This is a genomic window from Formosa sediminum, from assembly GCF_007197735.1.
Lineage (GTDB): Bacteria > Bacteroidota > Bacteroidia > Flavobacteriales > Flavobacteriaceae > Formosa > Formosa sediminum.
Genome location: NZ_CP041637.1, coordinates 3,133,892 through 3,154,611, shown reverse-complemented (window position 1 = coordinate 3,154,611; position 20,720 = coordinate 3,133,892). Strand labels below are relative to the sequence as shown.

Annotated in this window: 18 protein-coding genes; 13 read left to right on the top strand and 5 right to left on the bottom strand. The window is 31.6% G+C overall.

Annotated elements, in window-relative coordinates:
- Positions 1–19 precede the first annotated feature (19 nt).
- Positions 20–1,195, top strand: coding sequence for a proline dehydrogenase family protein (locus FNB79_RS13900; protein WP_143381926.1), 1,176 nt, complete (start codon positions 20–22; stop codon positions 1,193–1,195).
- A 55-nt stretch (positions 1,196–1,250) separates the two neighbouring features.
- Here FNB79_RS13900 and FNB79_RS13895 read toward each other — a convergent pair whose 3' ends face one another.
- The 5 genes from FNB79_RS13895 to porX all read right to left on the bottom strand — a co-directional run bounded on the left by FNB79_RS13895 (position 1,251) and on the right by porX (position 5,745).
- Positions 1,251–1,625: a DUF4258 domain-containing protein gene (locus FNB79_RS13895; protein ID WP_143381925.1), complete on the bottom strand. Its 375-nt coding sequence runs from the start codon at positions 1,623–1,625 to the stop codon at positions 1,251–1,253.
- Positions 1,626–2,825 carry an alanine dehydrogenase gene (locus FNB79_RS13890; protein WP_143381924.1) on the bottom strand — a complete coding sequence of 400 codons (1,200 nt, stop codon included), beginning with the start codon at positions 2,823–2,825 and terminating at the stop codon, positions 1,626–1,628.
- A 63-nt stretch (positions 2,826–2,888) separates the two neighbouring features.
- Positions 2,889–3,434, bottom strand: a complete 546-nt coding sequence (locus tag FNB79_RS13885) for a hypothetical protein (RefSeq protein WP_143381923.1) — start codon at positions 3,432–3,434, stop codon at positions 2,889–2,891.
- Positions 3,435–3,693: 259 nt separating this feature from the next.
- Positions 3,694–4,113, bottom strand: coding sequence for a tRNA (adenosine(37)-N6)-threonylcarbamoyltransferase complex ATPase subunit type 1 TsaE (gene tsaE, locus FNB79_RS13880; RefSeq protein WP_143381922.1), 420 nt, complete (start codon positions 4,111–4,113; stop codon positions 3,694–3,696).
- A gap of 75 nt (positions 4,114–4,188) precedes the next feature.
- Positions 4,189–5,745 carry a T9SS response regulator signal transducer PorX gene (porX, locus tag FNB79_RS13875; RefSeq protein WP_143381921.1) on the bottom strand — a complete coding sequence of 519 codons (1,557 nt, stop codon included), beginning with the start codon at positions 5,743–5,745 and terminating at the stop codon, positions 4,189–4,191.
- A 77-nt stretch (positions 5,746–5,822) separates the two neighbouring features.
- Here porX and FNB79_RS13870 point away from each other — a divergent pair, with 77 nt between their 5' ends.
- The 12 genes from FNB79_RS13870 to hisG all read left to right on the top strand — a co-directional run bounded on the left by FNB79_RS13870 (position 5,823) and on the right by hisG (position 20,715).
- A complete protein-coding gene (locus tag FNB79_RS13870; protein ID WP_143381920.1) occupies positions 5,823–7,043 on the top strand; it encodes an HD domain-containing protein in 1,221 nt (406 codons plus the stop codon).
- A gap of 24 nt (positions 7,044–7,067) precedes the next feature.
- A complete protein-coding gene (gene lpxD / locus FNB79_RS13865; RefSeq protein WP_143381919.1) occupies positions 7,068–8,081 on the top strand; it encodes a UDP-3-O-(3-hydroxymyristoyl)glucosamine N-acyltransferase in 1,014 nt (337 codons plus the stop codon).
- The gene (locus FNB79_RS13860) at positions 8,081–9,487 is read left to right on the top strand and encodes a bifunctional UDP-3-O-[3-hydroxymyristoyl] N-acetylglucosamine deacetylase/3-hydroxyacyl-ACP dehydratase (protein ID WP_143381918.1); all 1,407 of its coding nucleotides are present in this window, start codon (positions 8,081–8,083) and stop codon (positions 9,485–9,487) included. The genes lpxD and FNB79_RS13860 overlap by 1 nt, the downstream gene beginning before the upstream one ends.
- A gap of 8 nt (positions 9,488–9,495) precedes the next feature.
- The gene (gene lpxA / locus FNB79_RS13855; protein WP_143381917.1) at positions 9,496–10,281 is read left to right on the top strand and encodes an acyl-ACP--UDP-N-acetylglucosamine O-acyltransferase; all 786 of its coding nucleotides are present in this window, start codon (positions 9,496–9,498) and stop codon (positions 10,279–10,281) included.
- A gap of 9 nt (positions 10,282–10,290) precedes the next feature.
- Entirely contained in the window at positions 10,291–10,857 is a 567-nt protein-coding gene (gene efp, locus FNB79_RS13850) for an elongation factor P (protein ID WP_143381916.1), read from the top strand.
- A gap of 5 nt (positions 10,858–10,862) precedes the next feature.
- Positions 10,863–11,801: a UDP-3-O-(3-hydroxymyristoyl)glucosamine N-acyltransferase gene (locus FNB79_RS13845; protein WP_143381915.1), complete on the top strand. Its 939-nt coding sequence runs from the start codon at positions 10,863–10,865 to the stop codon at positions 11,799–11,801.
- A gap of 114 nt (positions 11,802–11,915) precedes the next feature.
- The gene (sucD, locus tag FNB79_RS13840; protein WP_143381914.1) at positions 11,916–12,797 is read left to right on the top strand and encodes a succinate--CoA ligase subunit alpha; all 882 of its coding nucleotides are present in this window, start codon (positions 11,916–11,918) and stop codon (positions 12,795–12,797) included.
- 112 nt (positions 12,798–12,909) lie between these two features.
- Positions 12,910–15,891 (top strand): M16 family metallopeptidase, encoded by a 2,982-nt coding sequence (locus FNB79_RS13835; protein ID WP_143381913.1) that lies wholly within the window; start codon positions 12,910–12,912, stop codon positions 15,889–15,891.
- Between the two features lie 115 nt (positions 15,892–16,006).
- The gene (fabG, locus tag FNB79_RS13830; RefSeq protein ID WP_143381912.1) at positions 16,007–16,753 is read left to right on the top strand and encodes a 3-oxoacyl-[acyl-carrier-protein] reductase; all 747 of its coding nucleotides are present in this window, start codon (positions 16,007–16,009) and stop codon (positions 16,751–16,753) included.
- Between the two features lie 3 nt (positions 16,754–16,756).
- On the top strand, positions 16,757–18,784 hold the full coding sequence (locus tag FNB79_RS13825; RefSeq protein WP_143381911.1) for a VWA domain-containing protein: 2,028 nt from the start codon (positions 16,757–16,759) through the stop codon (positions 18,782–18,784).
- A gap of 10 nt (positions 18,785–18,794) precedes the next feature.
- Positions 18,795–19,610, top strand: a complete 816-nt coding sequence (locus FNB79_RS13820) for a prohibitin family protein (RefSeq protein ID WP_143381910.1) — start codon at positions 18,795–18,797, stop codon at positions 19,608–19,610.
- Between the two features lie 247 nt (positions 19,611–19,857).
- The gene (hisG, locus tag FNB79_RS13815) at positions 19,858–20,715 is read left to right on the top strand and encodes an ATP phosphoribosyltransferase (RefSeq protein WP_143381909.1); all 858 of its coding nucleotides are present in this window, start codon (positions 19,858–19,860) and stop codon (positions 20,713–20,715) included.
- Positions 20,716–20,720 lie beyond the last annotated feature (5 nt).

The window sequence follows — 20,720 nt, the reverse complement described above, 5'->3', positions numbered from 1 at the left end:
TTACAAAAAGTTTTAGTTAATGAATAAACATATCATTTTTGATGACACTGAAATTGCTTTTGCACTAAAAAGTGATTCTGAATTGGAAAGAGCATATTTTCTTTTCAAAATGATTTCAATTGAGCCTTTAGTACGTATAGGTACAGCTGCAACTAATTTTGCAATTAAAGCAAAGTTGCCTGTAGAGGGTTTAATTAGAGCCACAGTGTTCGATCATTTTTGTGGCGGTGTTAATGAAGAAAATTGCCTGCCTGTTATAGATAAAATGTATGAAAAAGGGGTTAGTTCTGTTTTAGATTATTCTGTAGAAGGGAAAGAGTCTGAAGAGGAGTTTGATGCTGCGCTTAAAATTACTTTGAAGATAATAAATTTTGCAGACGATAGAAAGTCAATCCCAATTGCTGTGTTTAAACCTTCGGGATTTGGTAGAATTGCGTTGTTTGAGAAAATAGGTGCTAAAAAAACATTGACAGTAAAAGAAGAAGAGGAATGGAGCCGAATTAAAGACCGTTTTGATGCGGTTAGTAAGGCTGCTAAAGAAAAAGATGTATTGTTATTAATTGATGCCGAAGAGAGTTGGATGCAAGATGCAGCAGATAATTTAATTACGGATTTAATGCGTAAATACAATACAGAAAAAGCAATAGTTTTTAATACGTTGCAAATGTATCGTCATGATCGATTAGATTTTTTAAAACAGCAGCATGCTTTAGCAAAAATTGAAGGATTTTATTTGGGATATAAATTGGTTCGTGGTGCGTATATGGAGAAAGAAAATGAACGTGCAGAAAAATTAGGATATCCAACGCCAATTTGTGACAGTAAACAAGCCACAGATTTAAATTTTAATGCAGGCATAGCTTATGTTTTAGAGCATTTAGATGATATCGCTATTTTTAATGGAACTCATAATGAAAACAGTTCATATTTATTAATGGATTTAATGGCTGAAAAAGGAATTGAAAATTCAGATAAACGTGTTTGGTTTGGGCAGTTATATGGTATGAGCGATCATATTAGTTTTAATTTATCTAACTTTGGCTATAATGTTGCTAAATATGTGCCTTTTGGACCGGTAAAAGATGTAATGCCATATTTAATTAGACGTGCAGAAGAAAACACTTCTGTAGCAGGGCAGACCGGAAGGGAATTAAATTTGCTCTCTAAAGAGAAAAAAAGACGTAAACAATTATAATTTAAAATTAAAAAAGTCAGTCTAAGTAGACTGACTTTTTTAATAAACTAAAGTTTTATTTTAAAATCTCAATATCTTCAACCGTTGCGGTTTCTTTACAATTTTTAACAATTAAGGCAATGGTTTTCTTTTCTAAAGTGCCGTTTAAATAGTAGGTCTTACAAGGTTCGCTTGACGTATTACTTTTAGAAAAATTTACATCTCCTTTATGTAGTACGTGATTAAGTATAATAGTGTCTAAATGTTTTGCCTCTATAATAGATTTAGCATGATCACTATATTCTATCTTTTTTGTGTTAATGTTTTTTATTACACGAGCATCTAAACCATAACTACACGATGTTTTTTTTCCGCTTAAAAAAAAAGCTAAAAGTATAAGGCCCAAAGAAAATCCGCCTAAATAATATCCAATTCGATGTATAAGTGTCATTTAAAAAATTAAGAGGTTAATATCACTATATTTTAAATTAAACCATTCTCCAACAGAACGGTTTGTTAAAATACCGTGATAAAAGTACAACCCATTTTTTAAACCTTTCTCAAATCTTAAAGAATTTTCTAGTCCGCCTTCCTCTGCAATTTTCAATAAATAAGGTGTAAAAATATTACTTATTGATATTGAGGCTGTTCTAGAAAATCTTGCAGGAATATTTGGTACGCAATAATGTATAACATCGTGTTTGTTAAATGTAGGTGTTTTATGAGATGTAACTTCACTGGTTTCAAAACATCCACCCATATCAATACTTACATCTATAATAACAGAGCCTTTTTTCATGGATTGCACCATAGATTCTGAAACTATAACTGGCGAGCGTGATTTACCTCTAACAGCACCAATAGCTACGTCACAGCGTTTTAAAGCTTTTGTTAAGTTTTTGGGTTGTAATGTTGATGTGAAAATAGGACGTCCTAAATTAGTTTGAATGCGACGTAATTTAGAAATAGAATTGTCAAATATTTTTACATTTGCACCTAATCCTATAGCGCTTCTAGCAGAAAATTCGCCCACAGTTCCTGCTCCAATAATTACAACTTCTACCGGTGGTACACCGCTAATATTTCCAAATAATAAACCGTTACCCTGATTAATGTTTGATAATAGTTCTGAAGCTATTATTATAGATCCGATACCTGCTATTTCGCTTAACGATCGTACAGCTGGGTAATGTCCGTCTTCATCTCTAATAAACTCAAAGGCTAGGGCAGTGATGCGTTTAACCGCCAAAGCTTCAAAATATTTTTTATCTTGAGTTTTTAATTGCAAAGCCGATATTAAAATGGTTTGCGGATTAATAAGTTTAATTTGTTCGAGCGTTGGTGGTTCTACTTTTAAAATCATGGGGCAAGAAAAGACCTTGGAGGTATCTGTAGTAATTTCTGCTCCAGCTTCACTATAATCCTTGTCTGTAAAATTAGCACCTAGTCCAGCACCTGCTTCAATTAGAACTTGGTGACCGTTACAAATTAATGCAGAAACAGCATCTGGTGTTAAACAAACGCGTTTTTCTTGATAAGCAGTCTCTTTTGGGATGCCTATGTATAAACGCCCTTTGTTTTTATAGAGTTCAAGTGTTTCTTCTTGTGGAATTAACTGTTCTTGTGTAAACGGAGAAAATGATTTAGACATGTGTTTTTAAACCTATAATTATGTAGTCAAAATACAAATAATATTTAAATCTTATATTGGAGATTAAAAATAATCTTTCATTCTATCTTTAAATCCTCTTGGAGAAATTTTAAATTCGTCTTCAAGATCTTGTAACGATTTGTCAACTGTATTCAAACTGTGAAATATTCTAGCTCGTATTAAATAAATAGACGGAATTATAATTGCCATTATAGGCATTAAGTATAATATTTGGTTACTGTCTACATAATTAATATCATCATTTAAAATGGTGAAAATCTGAAAAGAATACATAGCTATAGGTACAATTAAAACATGGTACCACCAATGGCGGCAAGTAAAAAACCATATAAATAAGAGTAATAACGGAACAAGCTTTCCTGTTAATGTCCATGCTACTATGTCTAAACCACCATAAAATGTACTTTCATAAGTAAATAAAAAAGTGTGCCAAACTTTTACATTTTCAGGCACACTCTCATAAAGATAAAACAGATAGGGAGTAGCTGCTATAAAAGTCGCAATTATACTTCCTGTTATTATACTTCTACTATCCGTGAGTAGGTATTTTAATTTTCCATTTTTCGATGTTTGTCGTTTGTTGGCCATCTAAGTTAATTAAGTTTGTAGCTTTTGCAGTAAAAAACATGCCTCCAATTATTGCAATAGCAATAACGTATTTTTTAGTTTTCATAATTATAAGGGATTTAATTAATTAAAGATTCAAATGTATAGAATGCAATAATTGATTTTGTCTCCAAATGTTAAAATTATGTTAAAAAAGAACGTTTTTTGTGTTTTGTGTTACGGTAAAACCGTACTTTTTAAGGCTTTTGTGTTTTTGTCTTATCTTAACTACTTTTAAAAATTAATTAGTTAAAAATTTTAATGCTCTAGTTGTAGCGTCTAAACTTTCAATATATATACGATTACAAGTTTCATTTGCTAGAATATTTTTTACTTGATCTGGCCATTCTATAAATAACCAAGCGCCAGATTCTAAATAATCTTCTATACCAAAATTGTATGCTTCTTCTTCGTCATTTAATCTATAAAAATCAAAATGATAAACCAAACCATCAACTACACTATATTCGTTAACAATTGAAAATGTTGGGCTACTTACATCTTCGTTAGAGCCCAATGTTTTTACTAAAGTTTTAATTAAAGTTGTTTTGCCAGATCCCATTTCACCATAAAAAAGTATGGTTTTTGATGTTGCATTCTCAAGTATATCTTTGGCAACATGTTCTAGCTCTGATAATTGAAATTTTCTTGTGTTTAGCATAATCTATTGATGCAATTATAAGTAATAAAATTTAAAATTGCTAATGATATATTAAGTTGAAATGCATTTGATATTTTATTTTTTTGGATTTAAAACTACAAATGGGATAATCATTTCTTCTAAGGAAACACCTCCGTGTTGGTAGGTATTTCTGTAGTAACTAACATAATGATTATAGTTGTTTGGATAAGCAAAAAACAAATCATTTTTAGCAAATATAAAAGAGCTACTCATATTTAAAGTTGGTAAATGTACAGATTTTGGATTTTTAATTTCTAAAACATCTTTAGAGTCAAAAGTTAAACTTCTTCCTGTTTTGTACCTTAAATTTAAAGACGTATCTCTATCTCCAACTACTTTAGATGGGTTTTTAACATTAATAGTACCGTGGTCTGTGGTTAAAATTAATTTAAATCCTAATTGTTGAGCTTGTTGTATAATTTCTAGTAAAGGCGAATTTTTAAACCAACTTTGAGTTAACGAACGGTAAGCTTTATCGTTAGAGGCTAGTTCTTTAACTACATCCATTTCGGTTTTGGCATGAGAAAGCATATCTACAAAATTGTAAACCACAACTGTAAGATCGTTGTTTTTCATGCTTTTAAAATTTTCTACTAATTTTTTACCGGTCTTAAGATTAGTTATTTTGTGATATTCGCAGGTTAAATTTTGTAACCCCAAACGCTTCATTTGTGCTTCAAGAAATTCGCCTTCAAAGAGGTTTTTACCGCCATCGTCTGTGTCATTTTTCCAATATTCTGGATGTAGTTTTTCCATGTCACTTGGCATTAACCCAGAAAAAATTGCGTTTCTAGCATATTGGGTTGCAGTGGGTAAAATACTGTAATATGGGGTTTCTGCTTCTTTTTTATAATATGGCGTTAAAAAAGGCTCGAAAGATTTCCATTGGTCGTATCTTAAATTATCTATAACTACAAATAATGTAGGTTGATCTTTGCTTAATTCTGGTACAACTTTATTTTTAAATAAAGTGTGAGACATGGTAGGAGCATCTGTATTATGGTCAAACCAATTTGGGTAGTTTTTAGAAATAAATTTACCAAATAACGAATTGGCTTCAGTTTTTTGCGATTCTAAAATCTCAAACATGCCAGCATCTTCAATGTTTTCAAGCTGAATTTCCCAATACACTAATTTTTGATAGAGATTAGCCCAATCTTCAAAACTGTTAACCATCGCTAAATCCATCGCTATTTTTCTGAATTCCTGTTGATAATTTGATGTGGTTTTTTCTGAAATTAATCGCGAGTGGTCTAAGTTTTTTTTAAGGCTAAGTAAAATCTGATTTGGATTTACAGGTTTTATTAAATAATCTGCAATTTTATTACCAATGGCTTCTTCCATAATATACTCTTCTTCACTTTTAGTAATCATTACTACAGGAAGGGTGTGGTTTTTTTCCTTAATTTCATTTAAAGTTTCTAAACCAGTTAAACCAGGCATGTTTTCGTCTAAAAAAACAATATCAAAAGTCCTGTTTTCTAATACTTCAAGAGCTTCTGTGCCGCTACTACATTTGGTAACCTGATAATTTTTTTTCTCTAAGAAAAGAATGTGTGGTTTAAGTAAATCAATTTCATCATCAATCCAAAGTATATTTATGTTGTTCATATCGTTATATTTGTAATGTTTTTGTGATGTTTTAAACATTTTTAGAAGATCATCTTAAGCATTTCTAAACTATATAGATGAATAAACTTAAAATATTAAACGATCCAATTTACGGATTTATTACCATACCAAATTCGTTAATTTTTGATTTAATCGAGCATAAATATTTTCAAAGACTACGAAGAATAACCCAAATGGGAATGTCTTATTTGGTGTATCCGGGAGCACATCATACCAGATTTCATCATGCACTTGGTTGTATGCATTTAATGCAAAAAGCGATTAATGTACTTCGTTTTAAGGGGGTTGCGATTTCTGAAGATGAAGAAATCGCTTTAAATATAGCTATACTTTTACATGATATTGGGCATGGTCCTTTTTCTCATGCTATGGAACATAGTATTGTAAATGGCATATCTCATGAGAAAATTTCATTGCTTTTTATGCAACAGCTAAACGATGAATTTAACGGAAGTTTAACGCTTGCGATCTCAATTTTTAAAGGAGAGTATCACCGAAACTTTATGTGTCAGTTAATTTCTTCGCAATTAGACATGGATCGTGCAGATTATTTAAAACGAGATAGTTTTTATACTGGTGTAGCAGAGGGCAATATAAATAGCGAACGTTTAATTACGATGTTAAATGTTGTAGATGATGAATTGGTGGTGGAAAATAAAGGCATTTATAGTGTAGAAAAATTTCTTGTTGCTCGCCGCTTAATGTACTGGCAGGTGTATTTACACAAAACGAGTGTTGTAGCAGAACAATTATTAATAAGAGTGTTAAAGCGTGCAAAAGAATTAACCCATAATAATGTAGATTTGGTTGCTAGTAGAGCATTATCTTATTTTTTGAAAACTGAGATTAATCAATCTGATTTTGACACGCTTACATTAGAAACTTTTTCTAAGCTAGACGATTATGATATTATTTCGGCTATGAAAGAATGGCAATATCACGACGATTTTGTATTGCGTAATCTTTGCGAAATGATATTAAATAGAGACTTGCTTAAAATTAAAGTTAAAAACAAAAAAATAAAGAAAAGCGAGTTAGAAAAGCATGAAAAAGAATTAATGTCTACATTTAACATTAGTGAATTTGAGGCCGATTATTTTGTGTTTAAAGGCGAAATTACTAATCAGGCATATCAGCAAAACGGTCAGCAAATCAAAATTTTATACAAGTCGGGTAAGATTCAAGATATCGTGAAAGCATCGGATCAATTAAACCTAAAAGCGCTTTCAAAACCAGTTACTAAATATTATATATGTTATCCTAAAGCTAAACTTTAGGACATTTTTCCTATTTTTGCCACGATGAAATTTACAGCAGAACAAATAGCAGGAATTTTAGAAGGAGAAGTTGTGGGTAATCCCGACGTAGAAGTTTCTACACTTTCTAAGATTGAAGAAGGTATAGACGGTGCGCTAACTTTTTTGGCGAATCCAAAATATACACATTATATATATACGACTAAGGCATCTATTACTATAGTAAATAAAACATTTATTCCTGAGCATGAATTAGAGACTACACTAATAAAAGTGAACGATGCTTATAAGGCATTTTCAAAATTATTAGAGTATTATAACTCAGTTAAGCTTAGTAAAGAGGGAATAGAACAGCCTTCATATATTGCCGATTCTTCTAAATATGGCAATAAAATTTATATTGGTGCTTTTACTTATATAGGTGAAAATGTTAAAATGGGAGATAACGTAAAAATATTTCCTAACTCTTATATAGGAGATAACGTAACAATAGGAGACAATACTATCCTTTTTGCTGGTGCTAAAATTTATTCAGAATGCATTATTGGAAACAATTGTGTTATAAATTCTGGATGTATTATTGGAGCCGATGGATTTGGCTTTGCCCCAAACGAATCTGGCGAGTATGACAAAGTGCCACAAATAGGAAATGTTATTCTTGAAAACTTTGTAGACGTTGGTGCAGGTACAACTATAGATAGAGCAACTTTAGGATCTACCATTATAAGGCAGGGTGTAAAATTAGATAATCAAATTCAAATTGCACACAATGTAGAGATTGGTAAAAATACAGTTATAGCTGCACAAACAGGAATAGCTGGGTCTACTAAAATTGGCGAAAATTGCCAAATAGGTGGCCAAGTTGGTATTGTTGGACATATTACTATTGGTAATAATGTAAAAGTGCAAGCACAATCTGGTATAGGAAGAAATATTAAGGATAATGAAATACTACAAGGTTCACCTGCATTTTCTTATGCAGACTGGAATAAATCCTATGTACATTTTAAAAACTTACCAAAAATAGTTAAAGAAATAAACGAATTAGAAAAGAAATAATGGCTATAGTTAACACAGATATCAAACAAAAAACCATTAAAAATAGTATCTCGTTAAATGGTGTTGGATTGCATACAGGTAATAATGTCTCTTTAACGTTTAAATCTGCGCCAGAAAATGCTGGTTTTGCATTTAAACGTATGGATTTAGAAGGCACACCTGTAATAGAGGCTGATGCTATTTATGTAACCAATACAGAACGCGGGACCTGTTTAGAGAAAAATGGTGTCATTATTCAAACATGCGAACATGTCTTAGCTGCTCTTGTAGGATTAGATTTAGACAATGTTTTAATAGAACTTAGTGCTGCAGAACCACCAATTATGGATGGCTCTTCAAAGTTTTTTGTTGAAGCTTTAGAAGCTGCAGAAATTATAGAACAAGAAGCTTGCAGAGAAGAATATGTAGTAACCGATGTTATCTCATATATAAATGAAGAGAGTGGTAGCGAAATTTTACTAATGCCTTCTAAAGAATACCAAATTACTACTATGGTAGATTTTGGAACTAAAGTGTTAGGAACTCAAAATGCCACATTAAATCAAATAAAAGACTTTAAAGAAACGATAGCAAACTCTAGAACATTTAGTTTTTTACACGAAATTGAAATGCTTTTAGAACACGGCTTAATAAAAGGAGGAGATTTAAACAATGCCATTGTTTATGTAGATAAAGAACTATCTGCAGAAACTATGGAAAAACTTAAAGAAGCCTTTAAAAAAGATTCTATTACTGTTAAACCTAATGGTATACTAGATAACTTAACCTTACATTATCCTAATGAAGCCGCCAGACATAAATTATTAGATGTTGTTGGCGATTTGGCTTTAATAGGTACACGAATTAGAGGTAAGGTTATTGCAAATAAACCAGGTCACTTTGTAAACACCCAGTTTGCAAAGAAGATGGCTAAAATTATAAAGAACGAAAGACGTAATAATGTCCCTTTAGTTGATTTGAATCAAGAACCATTATTAGATGTCAATCAAATTATGAATATGTTGCCACACAGGCCTCCATTTTTATTGATTGATAAGATTTTTGAATTAACAGATAGTGGAGTTATTGGAATGAAAAATGTAACAATGAACGAACCGTTTTTTGTAGGACATTTTCCAGGATCTCCAGTAATGCCAGGTGTTTTAATTGTAGAAGCTATGGCGCAAACAGGAGGGATTTTAGTATTGAGTACTGTACCAGATCCAGAAAACTATCTTACATTCTTTATGAAAATAGATAATGTTAAGTTTAAACAAAAAGTTGTTCCTGGAGATACGGTAATTTTTAAATGTGATTTAATTACACCTATTCGAAGAGGAATTTGCCATATGCAAGGTTATGCCTACGCTAATGGAAAATTATGTGCAGAAGCCGAATTAATGGCTCAAATTTCTAAAGTTAAATAATACGTTACATGAATCAGCCATTAGCTTATGTGCACCCAGGTGCGAAAATTGCAAAAAATGTAGTTATTGATCCGTTTACAACCATACATAATAATGTGGTTATTGGTGAAGGAACTTGGATAGGAAGTAATGTAACCATTATGGAAGGTGCTAGAATTGGAAAAAATTGTAATATCTTTCCAGGATCAGTAATCTCTGGTGTTCCTCAAGACCTTAAATATAACGACGAAGATACATTAACAATTATTGGAGATAATGTAACAATTCGGGAATGTGTTACTATAAACAGAGGTACAACAGACCGAATGAAAACGGTTATAGGAGACAATTGCTTAATTATGGCGTATTGCCATATTGCACACGATTGTATTGTGGGTAACAATTGTATTTTTTCTAATAACAGTACCTTAGCAGGACATATAATAGTAGGTAATTATGTGGTTTTAGCAGGTATGACTGCAGTACATCAATTTTGTTCTATAGGTAATCATGCTTTTGTTACGGGAGGATCTTTAGTAAGAAAAGATGTGCCACCATTTGTAAAAGCAGCTCGCGAGCCTTTATCTTATGTAGGAATTAATTCTGTAGGATTAAGACGTAGAGGTTTTAGCACAGAAAAAATAAGAGAAGTACAAGATATTTACCGTGTATTATATCAAAAAAATTATAACAATACTCAAGCAGTAGAAATTATAGAAGCAGAGTGGGAAGCTACTCCAGAACGCGATGAAATTCTCCAGTTTATTAGAGACTCACAACGCGGAATTATGAAAGGATATTTTAAATCAAATTAAAAAAATAAAATGGCAACAACATCAGATATTAGAAATGGATTATGTATAAGATATAATCACGATATTTATAAAGTAGTTGAATTTTTACACGTAAAACCTGGAAAAGGCCCAGCGTTTGTAAGAACTAAGTTAAAAAGTGTTACATCGGGTAAAGTTATAGATAATACATTTTCTGCTGGACATAAATTAGACGATGTACGTGTAGAAACTCATAAATTTCAATATTTATATCCTGAAGGAGATTTATATCATTTTATGAATGTTGAAGATTATAATCAGATTACATTAAATGTAAATGCATTAGATAATCCGGGATTATTAAAAGAAGGCGAAGTTGTAACAGTTTTAATTAATTCTGAAGATAATATGCCTTTATCTGTAGATATGCCTGCAAGTGTTGTTTTAGAAGTTACTGCAACAGAACCAGGTGTGAAAGGAAACACAGCAACAAATGCAACTAAACCTGCAACAGTTGAAACAGGAGCTACGGTAAATGTACCTTTATTTATTAATGAAGGAGACAAAATTAAAGTTGAAACAGATAAAGGAACTTACAAAGAAAGAGTTAAAGAATAATTCTTGTGAAATTTCCTAAACCATATACATTAAAACAAATTGCAGCACTAATTGATTGCAAATTTGTGGGAGAAGATAATTTTCCTGTTTTAGGCATGAATGAAATTCATGTGGTTGAAACTGGAGATATTGTTTTTGTAGATCATCCTAAATATTACGATAAAGCCTTACAATCTGCAGCAACAATTGTTTTAATAAACAAAGAAGTAGCGTGTCCAGCAGGTAAAGCTTTATTAGTGTCAGACGATCCGTTTAGAGATTTTAATACACTAACACAATTTTTTAAGCCGTTTCTAAGCGCTAGTCAAAATGTGTCAGAGTCACTAAAAGTTGGAGCAGGCACTATTATCCAGCCCAATTGCTTTATTGGTCATAACGTTACTATTGGAAAAAATTGTATTATTCATTCAAATGTAAGTATTTATGATGATGCAGTAATAGGAGATAATGTTACCATACATGCAGGAACTATTTTAGGAGCTTCTGCTTTTTATTATAAAAAACGACCAGAAGGTTTTGATCAGTTAAAATCTGGCGGACGAGTAGTAATTGAAGATAATGTACATATAGGAGCCTTGTGTACTATAGATAAAGGTGTAACGGGAGATACAATAATTGGAGCAGGTTCAAAATTAGATAATCAAATTCAGGTAGGGCACGATACCGTTATTGGTAAAAAATGTTTGATTGCATCACAAGTAGGAATTGCCGGTTGTGTGGTTATTGAAGACGAAGTTACGATTTGGGGACAAGTTGGTACTACCAGTGGAATTCGTATAGGTACAAAAGCTGTAATTATGGGGCAAACTGGCGTTACAAAGTCTGTCGCAGGAGGTAAAACATATTTTGGAACCCCTATTGAAGAATCTAGGAATAAGTTAAAAGAATTTGCTTTACTTAGACAACTTCCTAAATTAATGGAAAAATTAAAAGAGATTCAATAATTTTACCTGAATATAAAAAGAACCATAATTTTAAATAAAGTCGAAAAAAATCTTTAATGATAATTGTTAAAACTTTACATTTGTAAAGCTTTTAAATAAATAAAACAAACAAAAATGAGCGTTTTAGTAAATAAAAATTCAAAAATAATAGTTCAAGGATTTACTGGTAGTGAAGGTACATTTCATGCTAGCCAAATGATTGAATATGGTACAAATGTAGTTGGAGGTGTAACTCCAGGTAAAGGTGGTCAAACACATTTAGACCGTCCAGTTTTTAATACAGTAAAAGATGCTGTTGTTGAAGCAGAAGCAGATACAACTATCATTTTTGTTCCGCCAGCATTTGCTGCCGACGCTATCATGGAAGCTGCAGATGCAGGGATTAAAGTAATTATTACTATTACTGAAGGTATTCCTGTTGCAGATATGATTAAAGCAGCAGACTATATTAAAGGTAAAGATTGCCGTTTAATTGGTCCTAACTGCCCAGGTGTAATTACTCCAGGAGAAGCTAAAGTTGGTATTATGCCAGGTTTTGTATTTAAAAAAGGTAATGTAGGTATTGTTTCTAAATCAGGAACTTTAACCTATGAAGCTGCAGACCAAGTTGTAAAACAAGGTTTAGGTATTACAACTGCTATCGGTATTGGTGGAGATCCAATTATTGGTACAACAACTAAAGAAGCTGTAGAGCTTTTAATAAACGACCCAGAAACAGAAGCTGTTGTAATGATTGGTGAAATTGGAGGTCAGTTAGAAGCAGATGCTGCAAATTGGTATAAAGCTAGCGGAAGTAAAAAACCAGTTGTTGGTTTCATAGCAGGAGAAACTGCTCCAGCAGGACGTACAATGGGGCACGCAGGTGCTATTGTAGGTGGTAGTGATGATACCGCTCAAGCTAAAAAAGCAATTATGAAAGACTGTGGAATTCACGTAGTAGATTCTCCAGCTGAAATTGGTAAAAAAATCGCTGAAGTTTTAGGCCAATTGGCTTAAGATAAACAGTACATTAACAGTATTATAACTGTTAAACTTTATATAAATTTTGTTATATTTAAATCCGTTAACGCTAATTTGTTAACGGATTTTTTAATACTAGACAATTTATATGAAACACATCAAAACTTTTTTTGTGATCTGTATGTTAGTGACTTTTAATTTCGCTTGTAAGCAGAACACAGAACCTAACACAGCCGACTTAGCTGTTAAAACTGAAGTAAAAACAGATCCTAATGGATTTTCTTATGAAGTTATAAATAACGATCCTACAGGATTACGTTTATACACCTTAGAAAATGGTTTGCAAGTGTATTTAAGTAAAAATACCGACGAGCCTAAAATTCAAACTTACATAGCTGTTCGTGCTGGATCAAACTACGATCCGAGTAATTCTACAGGTTTAGCGCATTACTTAGAGCATATGCTTTTTAAAGGAACCGATAAAATTGGATCTATAGATTGGGAAAAAGAACAAGCTTATATTCAAGAAATTTCAGATTTATACGAAGCTCATCGGGCAGAAACAGATGAAGTTAAAAAATTAGAAATTTATAAAAAAATAGACGAAGTATCTTTAGAAGCTTCTAACTACGCCGTAGCCAACGAATACGATAAAATGGTTAGTGGAATGGGAGCTACTGGAACCAATGCTCATACTTGGTTTGAAGAAACGGTATATAAAAATAAAATTCCTGCAAACGAATTAAATAAATGGTTGTCGCTAGAAAGTGAACGCTTTAGCAAATTAGTACTTCGTTTATTCCACACCGAATTAGAAGCCGTTTTTGAAGAATTCAATAGATCTCAAGATAACGACGGAAGAAAAGTATATACAGCAATGCTTGATGCATTATTTCCTAATCATCCATACGGACAACAGCAAACCATTGGTACTGCGGCGCATTTAAAAAATCCGTCTTTAGTAGATATAAATAATTATTTTAACAAGTATTACGTCCCAAATAACATGGCTATGGTGCTTGTTGGAGATTTGAATTTTGATAAAACTATTGCTTCTGTTAATCAAACATTTGGGAAATTAAAGTATAAAGAAGTGTCGCACCCAACGCTTGCAGAAGAAGCGCCTATAACTGCACCCATTTCAAAAGAAGTATTTGGACCAACATCAGAAGGAGTTACATTAGCTTTTAGAAGTAATGGTGTTAATTCTGAAGATGAGAAATTTGTTACTCTAGCAGATATGATTTTAACAAATGGTGAAGCCGGATTAATCGATTTAAACTTAAATCAAAAACAATTGGTGCAACGTGCAGGATGTTATACCATGTTTTTAAATGATTATGGATTACATCAGTTTTATGGAGACCCACAAGAAGGGCAAACCCTTGATGAAGTTAAAGATTTAATTTTATCTCAAATTGATAAACTTAAAAAAGGAGAGTTTGACGATTGGTTAATTGAAGCTGTTGTAAACGATTTAAAATTAAGTCAAACAAGAGAATATGAAAACAGTACAGCTTTAGCATCAGCTTATTATAATGCGTTTATTCATCATCAAAAATGGGAAGATCAAGTTAAATTTTTAGACGAATTAAAAGCCATAACAAAAGAGGATTTAGTTGCTTTTGCTAATCGTTTTTATAAAGACAATTATGTAGTTGTATATAAAAGAAAAGGAGAAGACAGCTCAATTGTTAAGGTTGAAAATCCTGGAATTACACCTGTAAATTTAAACAGAGATAAAAGTTCACAATATTTAACAGATTTTCAAGCTATAAAACCAGATGAGCTAGAACCTAAATTTGTGGATTATAAGTCTGCTATCAAAGAAAAAACATTAGAAAATGGTATAAATGTTTCATATATAGAGAATGAGACTAACGATTTATTTAATCTCGATATTATTTTTGATATGGGGACAGATAATGACAAAAAATTAAGTTTAGCAGTTGGGTTTTTAGAATATCTAGGAACAGAAACCATGTCTGCAGAAACTATAAAAAAGGAATTTTACAAATTAGGTGTAAATTATTATGTGTTTAGTCGTAATGATGTAAGTTATATTGGCCTAAGCGGATTGAAAGAAAATCTGCCAAAAGGCTTAGCATTGCTAGAAGATTTAATTACAAATGCAAAATCTGATCCAGAAGCTTATGCAAATTATGTTGATAAGATTTTAAAAGAAAGACAAGATGGTAAAACTCAAAAAAGCAATATTTTATGGAATGGGCTTGTAAATTATGGTAAGTACGGAGAAAATTCGCGATTACGTAATATTATGAAAGCTTCTGAGCTTAAAGCTCAAGACCCTCAAGAATTGGTAGATATTGTTAAAGGGCTTAAAGACTATAAACAGCGTATTTTTTATTATGGTAAAGATGTAGACCAGGCTGTAGCAGCCTTAAATAAAGAGCATAAATTAAACATGCCTCTTAAAGATTATCCGGAAGCAACAACATATGTAGAGAAAGAAACTGGCGGACATGTTTATTTTGCAAATTACGATATGGTGCAGTCAGAAATGGTGTTTTTAGCAAAAGGCCAAACGTTTGATGCTGAAAAAATGGCTGCAGCAAGTTTATTTAATGCTTATTTTGGTAGTGGTTTATCTTCTATTGTATTTCAAGAGATTAGAGAATCTAAATCGTTAGCATATTCGGCTTTTTCAAGTTACAATACTGCAGGTAAACTAGACGATTCTAATTATGTATTAGCTTATATAGGTACTCAAGCCAATAAAATGGATCAAGCTGTAGAGGCCATGATGTCGTTAATGAGTGATATGCCTGAAGCAGAAAAACAATTTCAGGCGGCTAAAGATGCAGCATTAAAGAAAATTGCTGCCGAGCGCATTACTAAAGCTAATATTTTTTGGGAATATGAAGGATTAAAAAAATTAGGTATAGAAAAGGACAATCGCGAAGCCATGTATAATACTATAAAAAACATGGAAATAAGCGATTTAAGAGACTTTTTTAATGATAATATTAAAGGTGAAAACTATAATGTTATGGTCGTTGGAAATAAAAAAGATATCGATTTTAACGCCTTAAAAAAATTAGGCGAAGTTGAAGAAATGGATGTAGATTATTTATTTAACTACGAAACAACAGATAAGGTTAAGCTTTAACAGATTATACAACTATGTTGTAAACATTAAAACCTCACAAATATTTGTGAGGTTTTTTTATTTAGTCAATTTTGAATTAGTATCTTTGATTTTCATAAATTTTATTTAATTATACATGAAATTATTACAAGGAAAAACAGCAATTATTACTGGAGCAAGCCGTGGAATAGGTAAAGGTATTGCGCAAATTTTCGCTCAACATGGTGCAAATGTAGCATTCACATACAGTTCATCTGTAGAGGCTGCAAATGCTTTAGAAACAGAGTTAAATGATTTAGGAATAAAAGCAAAAGGTTACCAAAGTAATGCTGCCGATTTTACTGAAGCTCAAAAATTAGCAGAAGATGTAGTAAAAGAATTTGGAAGTATAGATATTTTAGTGAACAACGCAGGAATTACTAAAGATAATTTATTAATGCGTATTAGTGAAGAAGATTTTGACCAGGTTATAGAAGTTAATTTAAAATCTGTGTTTAATATGACAAAAGCTGTACAGCGCACTATGCTTAAACAACGTAAAGGCTCTATTATAAATATGAGTTCTGTTGTGGGTGTAAAAGGAAACGCTGGACAAACTAATTACGCTGCATCTAAAGCTGGAATTATCGGATTTTCTAAATCTGTAGCTTTAGAGTTAGGTTCTAGAAATATTAGAAGTAATGTGGTCGCTCCAGGTTTTATAGAAACCGAAATGACGGCTAAGTTAGATGAAGAAACAGTTAAAGGATGGAGAGCTGGAATCCCATTAAAACGTGGTGGTACCCCAGACGATGTTGCTAATGTTTGTGTGTTTTTAGCAAGTGATTTAAGCGCATACGTAACAGGACAGACGTTAAACGTAGATGGCGGAATGTTAACTTAATTTATGCCTACACAAACCCTATTATATATTATTCTAGCTGGAATTTTAGCGCTAATATTGGCTTTATTTCAGTATAAATACAAAGTAAAAAGCATGTCGAAATTGTACATGCTTTTTGCTTTTTTACGATTTATTAGTATTTTTCTGATACTTTTATTGCTTATAAATCCCAAATTCGAGCAACTTAAATTAACCGAAGAAAAACCAAAACTATTAGTTGCCATAGATAATTCTAGTTCTACCACTCAACTAGAACAAGATAAAAATGCGAAACAGGTTTTACAAACTATTCAATCTCACACAGCGTTAAATACAAAATTTGATATTGAATATTTTAAGTTTGGGAAGACTTTAAATGCTTTAGATACTTTAACGTTTACAGATAAACAAACAGATGTTGCTGCCGCTTTAGATGGCCTTAAGTCTATTTACAAAAATACTATAGCACCTACAATTTTAGTTACTGATGGCAATCAGACATTAGGTAGTGATTATGCATATACCTCCTATAATCAGCCAGTATATCCCATAATTTTAGGAGATACTACCACATATATAGATTTAAGTATTACACAGCTAAATGTAAACAAATATGCTTATCTTAAAAATAAATTTCCAGTAGAAACTGTATTGGTATACAACGGTAAAGCACCCGTAAATACAACCTTTTCTATAACATCTGGAACTCAAACTATTTTTTCAAAAAACATTACCTTTTCAGCAACTCATAATTCTGAAATTTTACAATTTACTTTACCAGCAAGTCATGTTGGAGTGACTACCTATAAAGCCATACTACAACCTTTAGAATCTGAAAAAAATAAGGTTAATAACGTTAAGCATTTTGCTGTTGAAGTTATAGATGAAAAAATGAATATAGCTATTGTTTCAAGTTTTTATCATCCAGATTTAGGTACACTAAAAAAGAGTATTGAAAGTAATGAACAACGTGCTGTATCTATTTTAAATCCTAATGAAGTAAATCCTAAACTTAACGATTTTAATTTGCTTATCTTATACCAACCAGATAATCAGTTTAAGTCTATTTTTGAAGCTATAAAAGCCGATAATAAAAATGCATTTATAATTTCAGGAGCTCAAACAGATTGGTTTTTTTTAAACGATCAATCAGATTATTACGAGCATGATATCACGTCGCAAACCGAAATGTATCAAGGTGTGTTTAATTCTAATTACACTACATTTATTGTAGATAATTTAGATTTTAATTCATTTCCACCTTTACAATCCGCTTTCGGTGAACTATCTTTTTACGGACCACATGAGATATTATTGTATAAAAAAATTGGTAATATTACCACAAATCAACCATTATTAGCGACTTTTGAGACTCAAGGTAGGCGTGAAGCAGTTTTATTAGGAGAGAATATTTGGCAATGGCGTGCACAAAGTTATTTAAATAAAAAATCTTTTAACACATTCGATAATTTTATAAGTAAAGTGGTACAATATTTGTCATCTACTAAAAGAAAAACACGATTGGTTGTAGATTTTGAATCGTTTTATGATGGTACAAATAATGTGATAATTAGAGCACAATTTTTCAATAAAAATTATGAGTTTGATGGTCGAGAACCACTAAAAATTAAATTAGTAAATAGAGAAACAAAAGCAGTTACAGAACTCCCTTTTGTTCTTAAAAACAATAATTATCAAGTCGATTTAAGTCAATTACCAGCTGCTGAATACAATTTTACTGTTAGTGCTACTAACGAAAATATATCACAATCTGGAAGCTTTACAATTTTAGAGTACAATGTAGAGCAACAGTTTTTAAATGCCAATTCAGGCAAATTAAATCAGTTAGCGCAAAAAACAGAAGGGGCTTCTTATTTTATAGCAGATTATAAATCACTTTTAAAAGATTTATTATCTAATCAAAAATATGTAACCATTCAAAAAAGTAGTAAAACCACACAAGGATTAATAGACTGGAAATATATGCTAGGAATCATTGTTTTCTGCTTATCTTTAGAGTGGTTTTTAAGAAAATATAACGGATTAACTTAATATATAAATAATGGACAAATTACCTAAAATTGCATTACCTTTTGTTGTAGCTATTGTAGCTATAATTATTCTAATTTCTAAATCGGCTATAACCATAGATTCTGGTGAAGCAGGGGTACTTTATAAAACATTTGGAGGTGGGGTTGTAACCGATGAACCACCTTTAGGAGAAGGCTTTCATGTTGTAGCACCTTGGAATAAAGTATATGTTTACGAAGTAAGACAACAAGAAATTTACGAACGAATGAATGTATTATCTTCTAACGGATTAGATATTAAATTAGAAGCTTCGGCATGGTTTCAACCACAATTTGAGAATTTAGGAAAATTGCATCAAGAGAAAAGTGAAATGTATAAAGAACGTATTTTACTTCCTGCAATTCGTTCGGCTGCAAGAAGTGTAGTAGGGCGTTATACGCCAGAACAATTATACTCAAGTAAGCGGGATGCGATTCAGCAAGAAATTTTTGAAGAAACAAAAAATATTGTAGACGATCAATACATACAATTAAACGAAATATTGGTTCGTGATGTAACTTTACCATCTACTATAAAAGATGCTATTGAGCGTAAATTAAAGCAAGAACAAGAATCTTTAGAATATGAATTTAGATTAGTAACGGCTCAAAAAGAAGCTCAGAAACAAATTATTGAAGCACAAGGTAAAGCAGATGCAAACAGAATTTTAAGTGAGTCTCTAAACGATAAAATACTACAAGACAAAGGGATAGAAGCTACAGTTAAATTATCGCAGTCTCAAAATGCTAAAGTTATAGTAATCGGTTCTGGAGATAGTGGAATGCCTATTATACTTGGAAATCAATAATAAATTGATATTTTTCGATTTAAAACTTGCATAAGTGTTTTAAATTTCTGAATATTTGTAAAGAACAAAAACAAAGACATGAACTTTATTCAATTTCATCATCATCATTTTCATACTTGTACTTAAACGAGCAGAAAGTGTATTGAATAAATTTTTATAAAAATATATTTTTAAACCCCGTTTGAGTTAATCAGATGGGGTTTTTATTTTCTCCGAATGATTTTACTCAAACACATTAACCAAAATAATGAGTAAACTAAAAATTGCAGTTCAAAAATCAGGTCGACTGTACGACGAGTCTATGCAAATTCTTAAAGACATAGGAATATCTATAGACAATGGAAGAGATCAATTAAAAGCTTCAGCTAAAAACTTTCCTGTAGAGGTGTTTTATTTACGTAATGGAGATATTCCTCAGTATCTAAAAGACGGTGTTGTAGATGCTGCTATTATTGGAGAGAATGTTTTAATTGAAAAAGGCGGAGACATTCAAATTATTCAAAAATTAGGTTTTTCATCTTGTAAAGTATCTATAGCAGTGCCAAAATCTGTTAAATACAATAATATGCAAGATTTAGAAGGTAAGCGTATTGCAACGTCTTATCCCAATACGGTGCAACAATTTTTAGATAAAAATAACGTAAACGCGCAGTTACATATTATTAACGGATCGGTAGAAATTGCTCCAAACATTGGGCTTGCAGATGCTATAGTTGATATTGTGTCTAGCGGAAGTACATTATTTAAAAATGGTTTAAAAGAGGTTGAAGTCTTACTAAAATCTGAGGCTGTTTTAGCATCATCTCCATTAATTTCTAAAGACAATTTAGAGATATTAAACACAATTAAATTTAGAATAGATTCTGTGCTAAAAGGGCGTCGTTCTAAATATGTGTTGTTAAACGCACCTAATGAAAAATTAAAAGAAATAATTACCATTTTACCAGGGATGAAAAGCCCAACAGTCTTACCTTTAGCCCAAGAAGGCTGGAGCTCTGTTCACACAGTAATCGACAAAAATAAATTTTGGGAAATTATTGATGAACTTAAAGCACTTGGCGCAGAAGGTATCCTTGTTTGTCCTATTGATAATATGGTTCTATAATTAAA

Bases quoted from the DNA above. Each gene is read 5' to 3' on its own strand.
- FNB79_RS13900 (WP_143381926.1), top strand. From the start codon at position 20: ATGAATAAACATATCATTTTTGATGACACTGAAATTGCTTTTGCACTA.
- FNB79_RS13895 (WP_143381925.1), bottom strand. From the start codon at position 1,625: ATGACACTTATACATCGAATTGGATATTATTTAGGCGGATTTTCTTTG.
- FNB79_RS13890 (WP_143381924.1), bottom strand. From the start codon at position 2,825: ATGTCTAAATCATTTTCTCCGTTTACACAAGAACAGTTAATTCCACAA.
- FNB79_RS13885 (WP_143381923.1), bottom strand. From the start codon at position 3,434: ATGGCCAACAAACGACAAACATCGAAAAATGGAAAATTAAAATACCTA.
- tsaE (WP_143381922.1), bottom strand. From the start codon at position 4,113: ATGCTAAACACAAGAAAATTTCAATTATCAGAGCTAGAACATGTTGCC.
- porX (WP_143381921.1), bottom strand. From the start codon at position 5,745: ATGAACAACATAAATATACTTTGGATTGATGATGAAATTGATTTACTT.
- FNB79_RS13870 (WP_143381920.1), top strand. From the start codon at position 5,823: ATGAATAAACTTAAAATATTAAACGATCCAATTTACGGATTTATTACC.
- lpxD (WP_143381919.1), top strand. From the start codon at position 7,068: ATGAAATTTACAGCAGAACAAATAGCAGGAATTTTAGAAGGAGAAGTT.
- FNB79_RS13860 (WP_143381918.1), top strand. From the start codon at position 8,081: ATGGCTATAGTTAACACAGATATCAAACAAAAAACCATTAAAAATAGT.
- lpxA (WP_143381917.1), top strand. From the start codon at position 9,496: ATGAATCAGCCATTAGCTTATGTGCACCCAGGTGCGAAAATTGCAAAA.
- efp (WP_143381916.1), top strand. From the start codon at position 10,291: ATGGCAACAACATCAGATATTAGAAATGGATTATGTATAAGATATAAT.
- sucD (WP_143381914.1), top strand. From the start codon at position 11,916: ATGAGCGTTTTAGTAAATAAAAATTCAAAAATAATAGTTCAAGGATTT.
- FNB79_RS13835 (WP_143381913.1), top strand. From the start codon at position 12,910: ATGAAACACATCAAAACTTTTTTTGTGATCTGTATGTTAGTGACTTTT.
- fabG (WP_143381912.1), top strand. From the start codon at position 16,007: ATGAAATTATTACAAGGAAAAACAGCAATTATTACTGGAGCAAGCCGT.
- FNB79_RS13825 (WP_143381911.1), top strand. From the start codon at position 16,757: ATGCCTACACAAACCCTATTATATATTATTCTAGCTGGAATTTTAGCG.
- FNB79_RS13820 (WP_143381910.1), top strand. From the start codon at position 18,795: ATGGACAAATTACCTAAAATTGCATTACCTTTTGTTGTAGCTATTGTA.
- hisG (WP_143381909.1), top strand. From the start codon at position 19,858: ATGAGTAAACTAAAAATTGCAGTTCAAAAATCAGGTCGACTGTACGAC.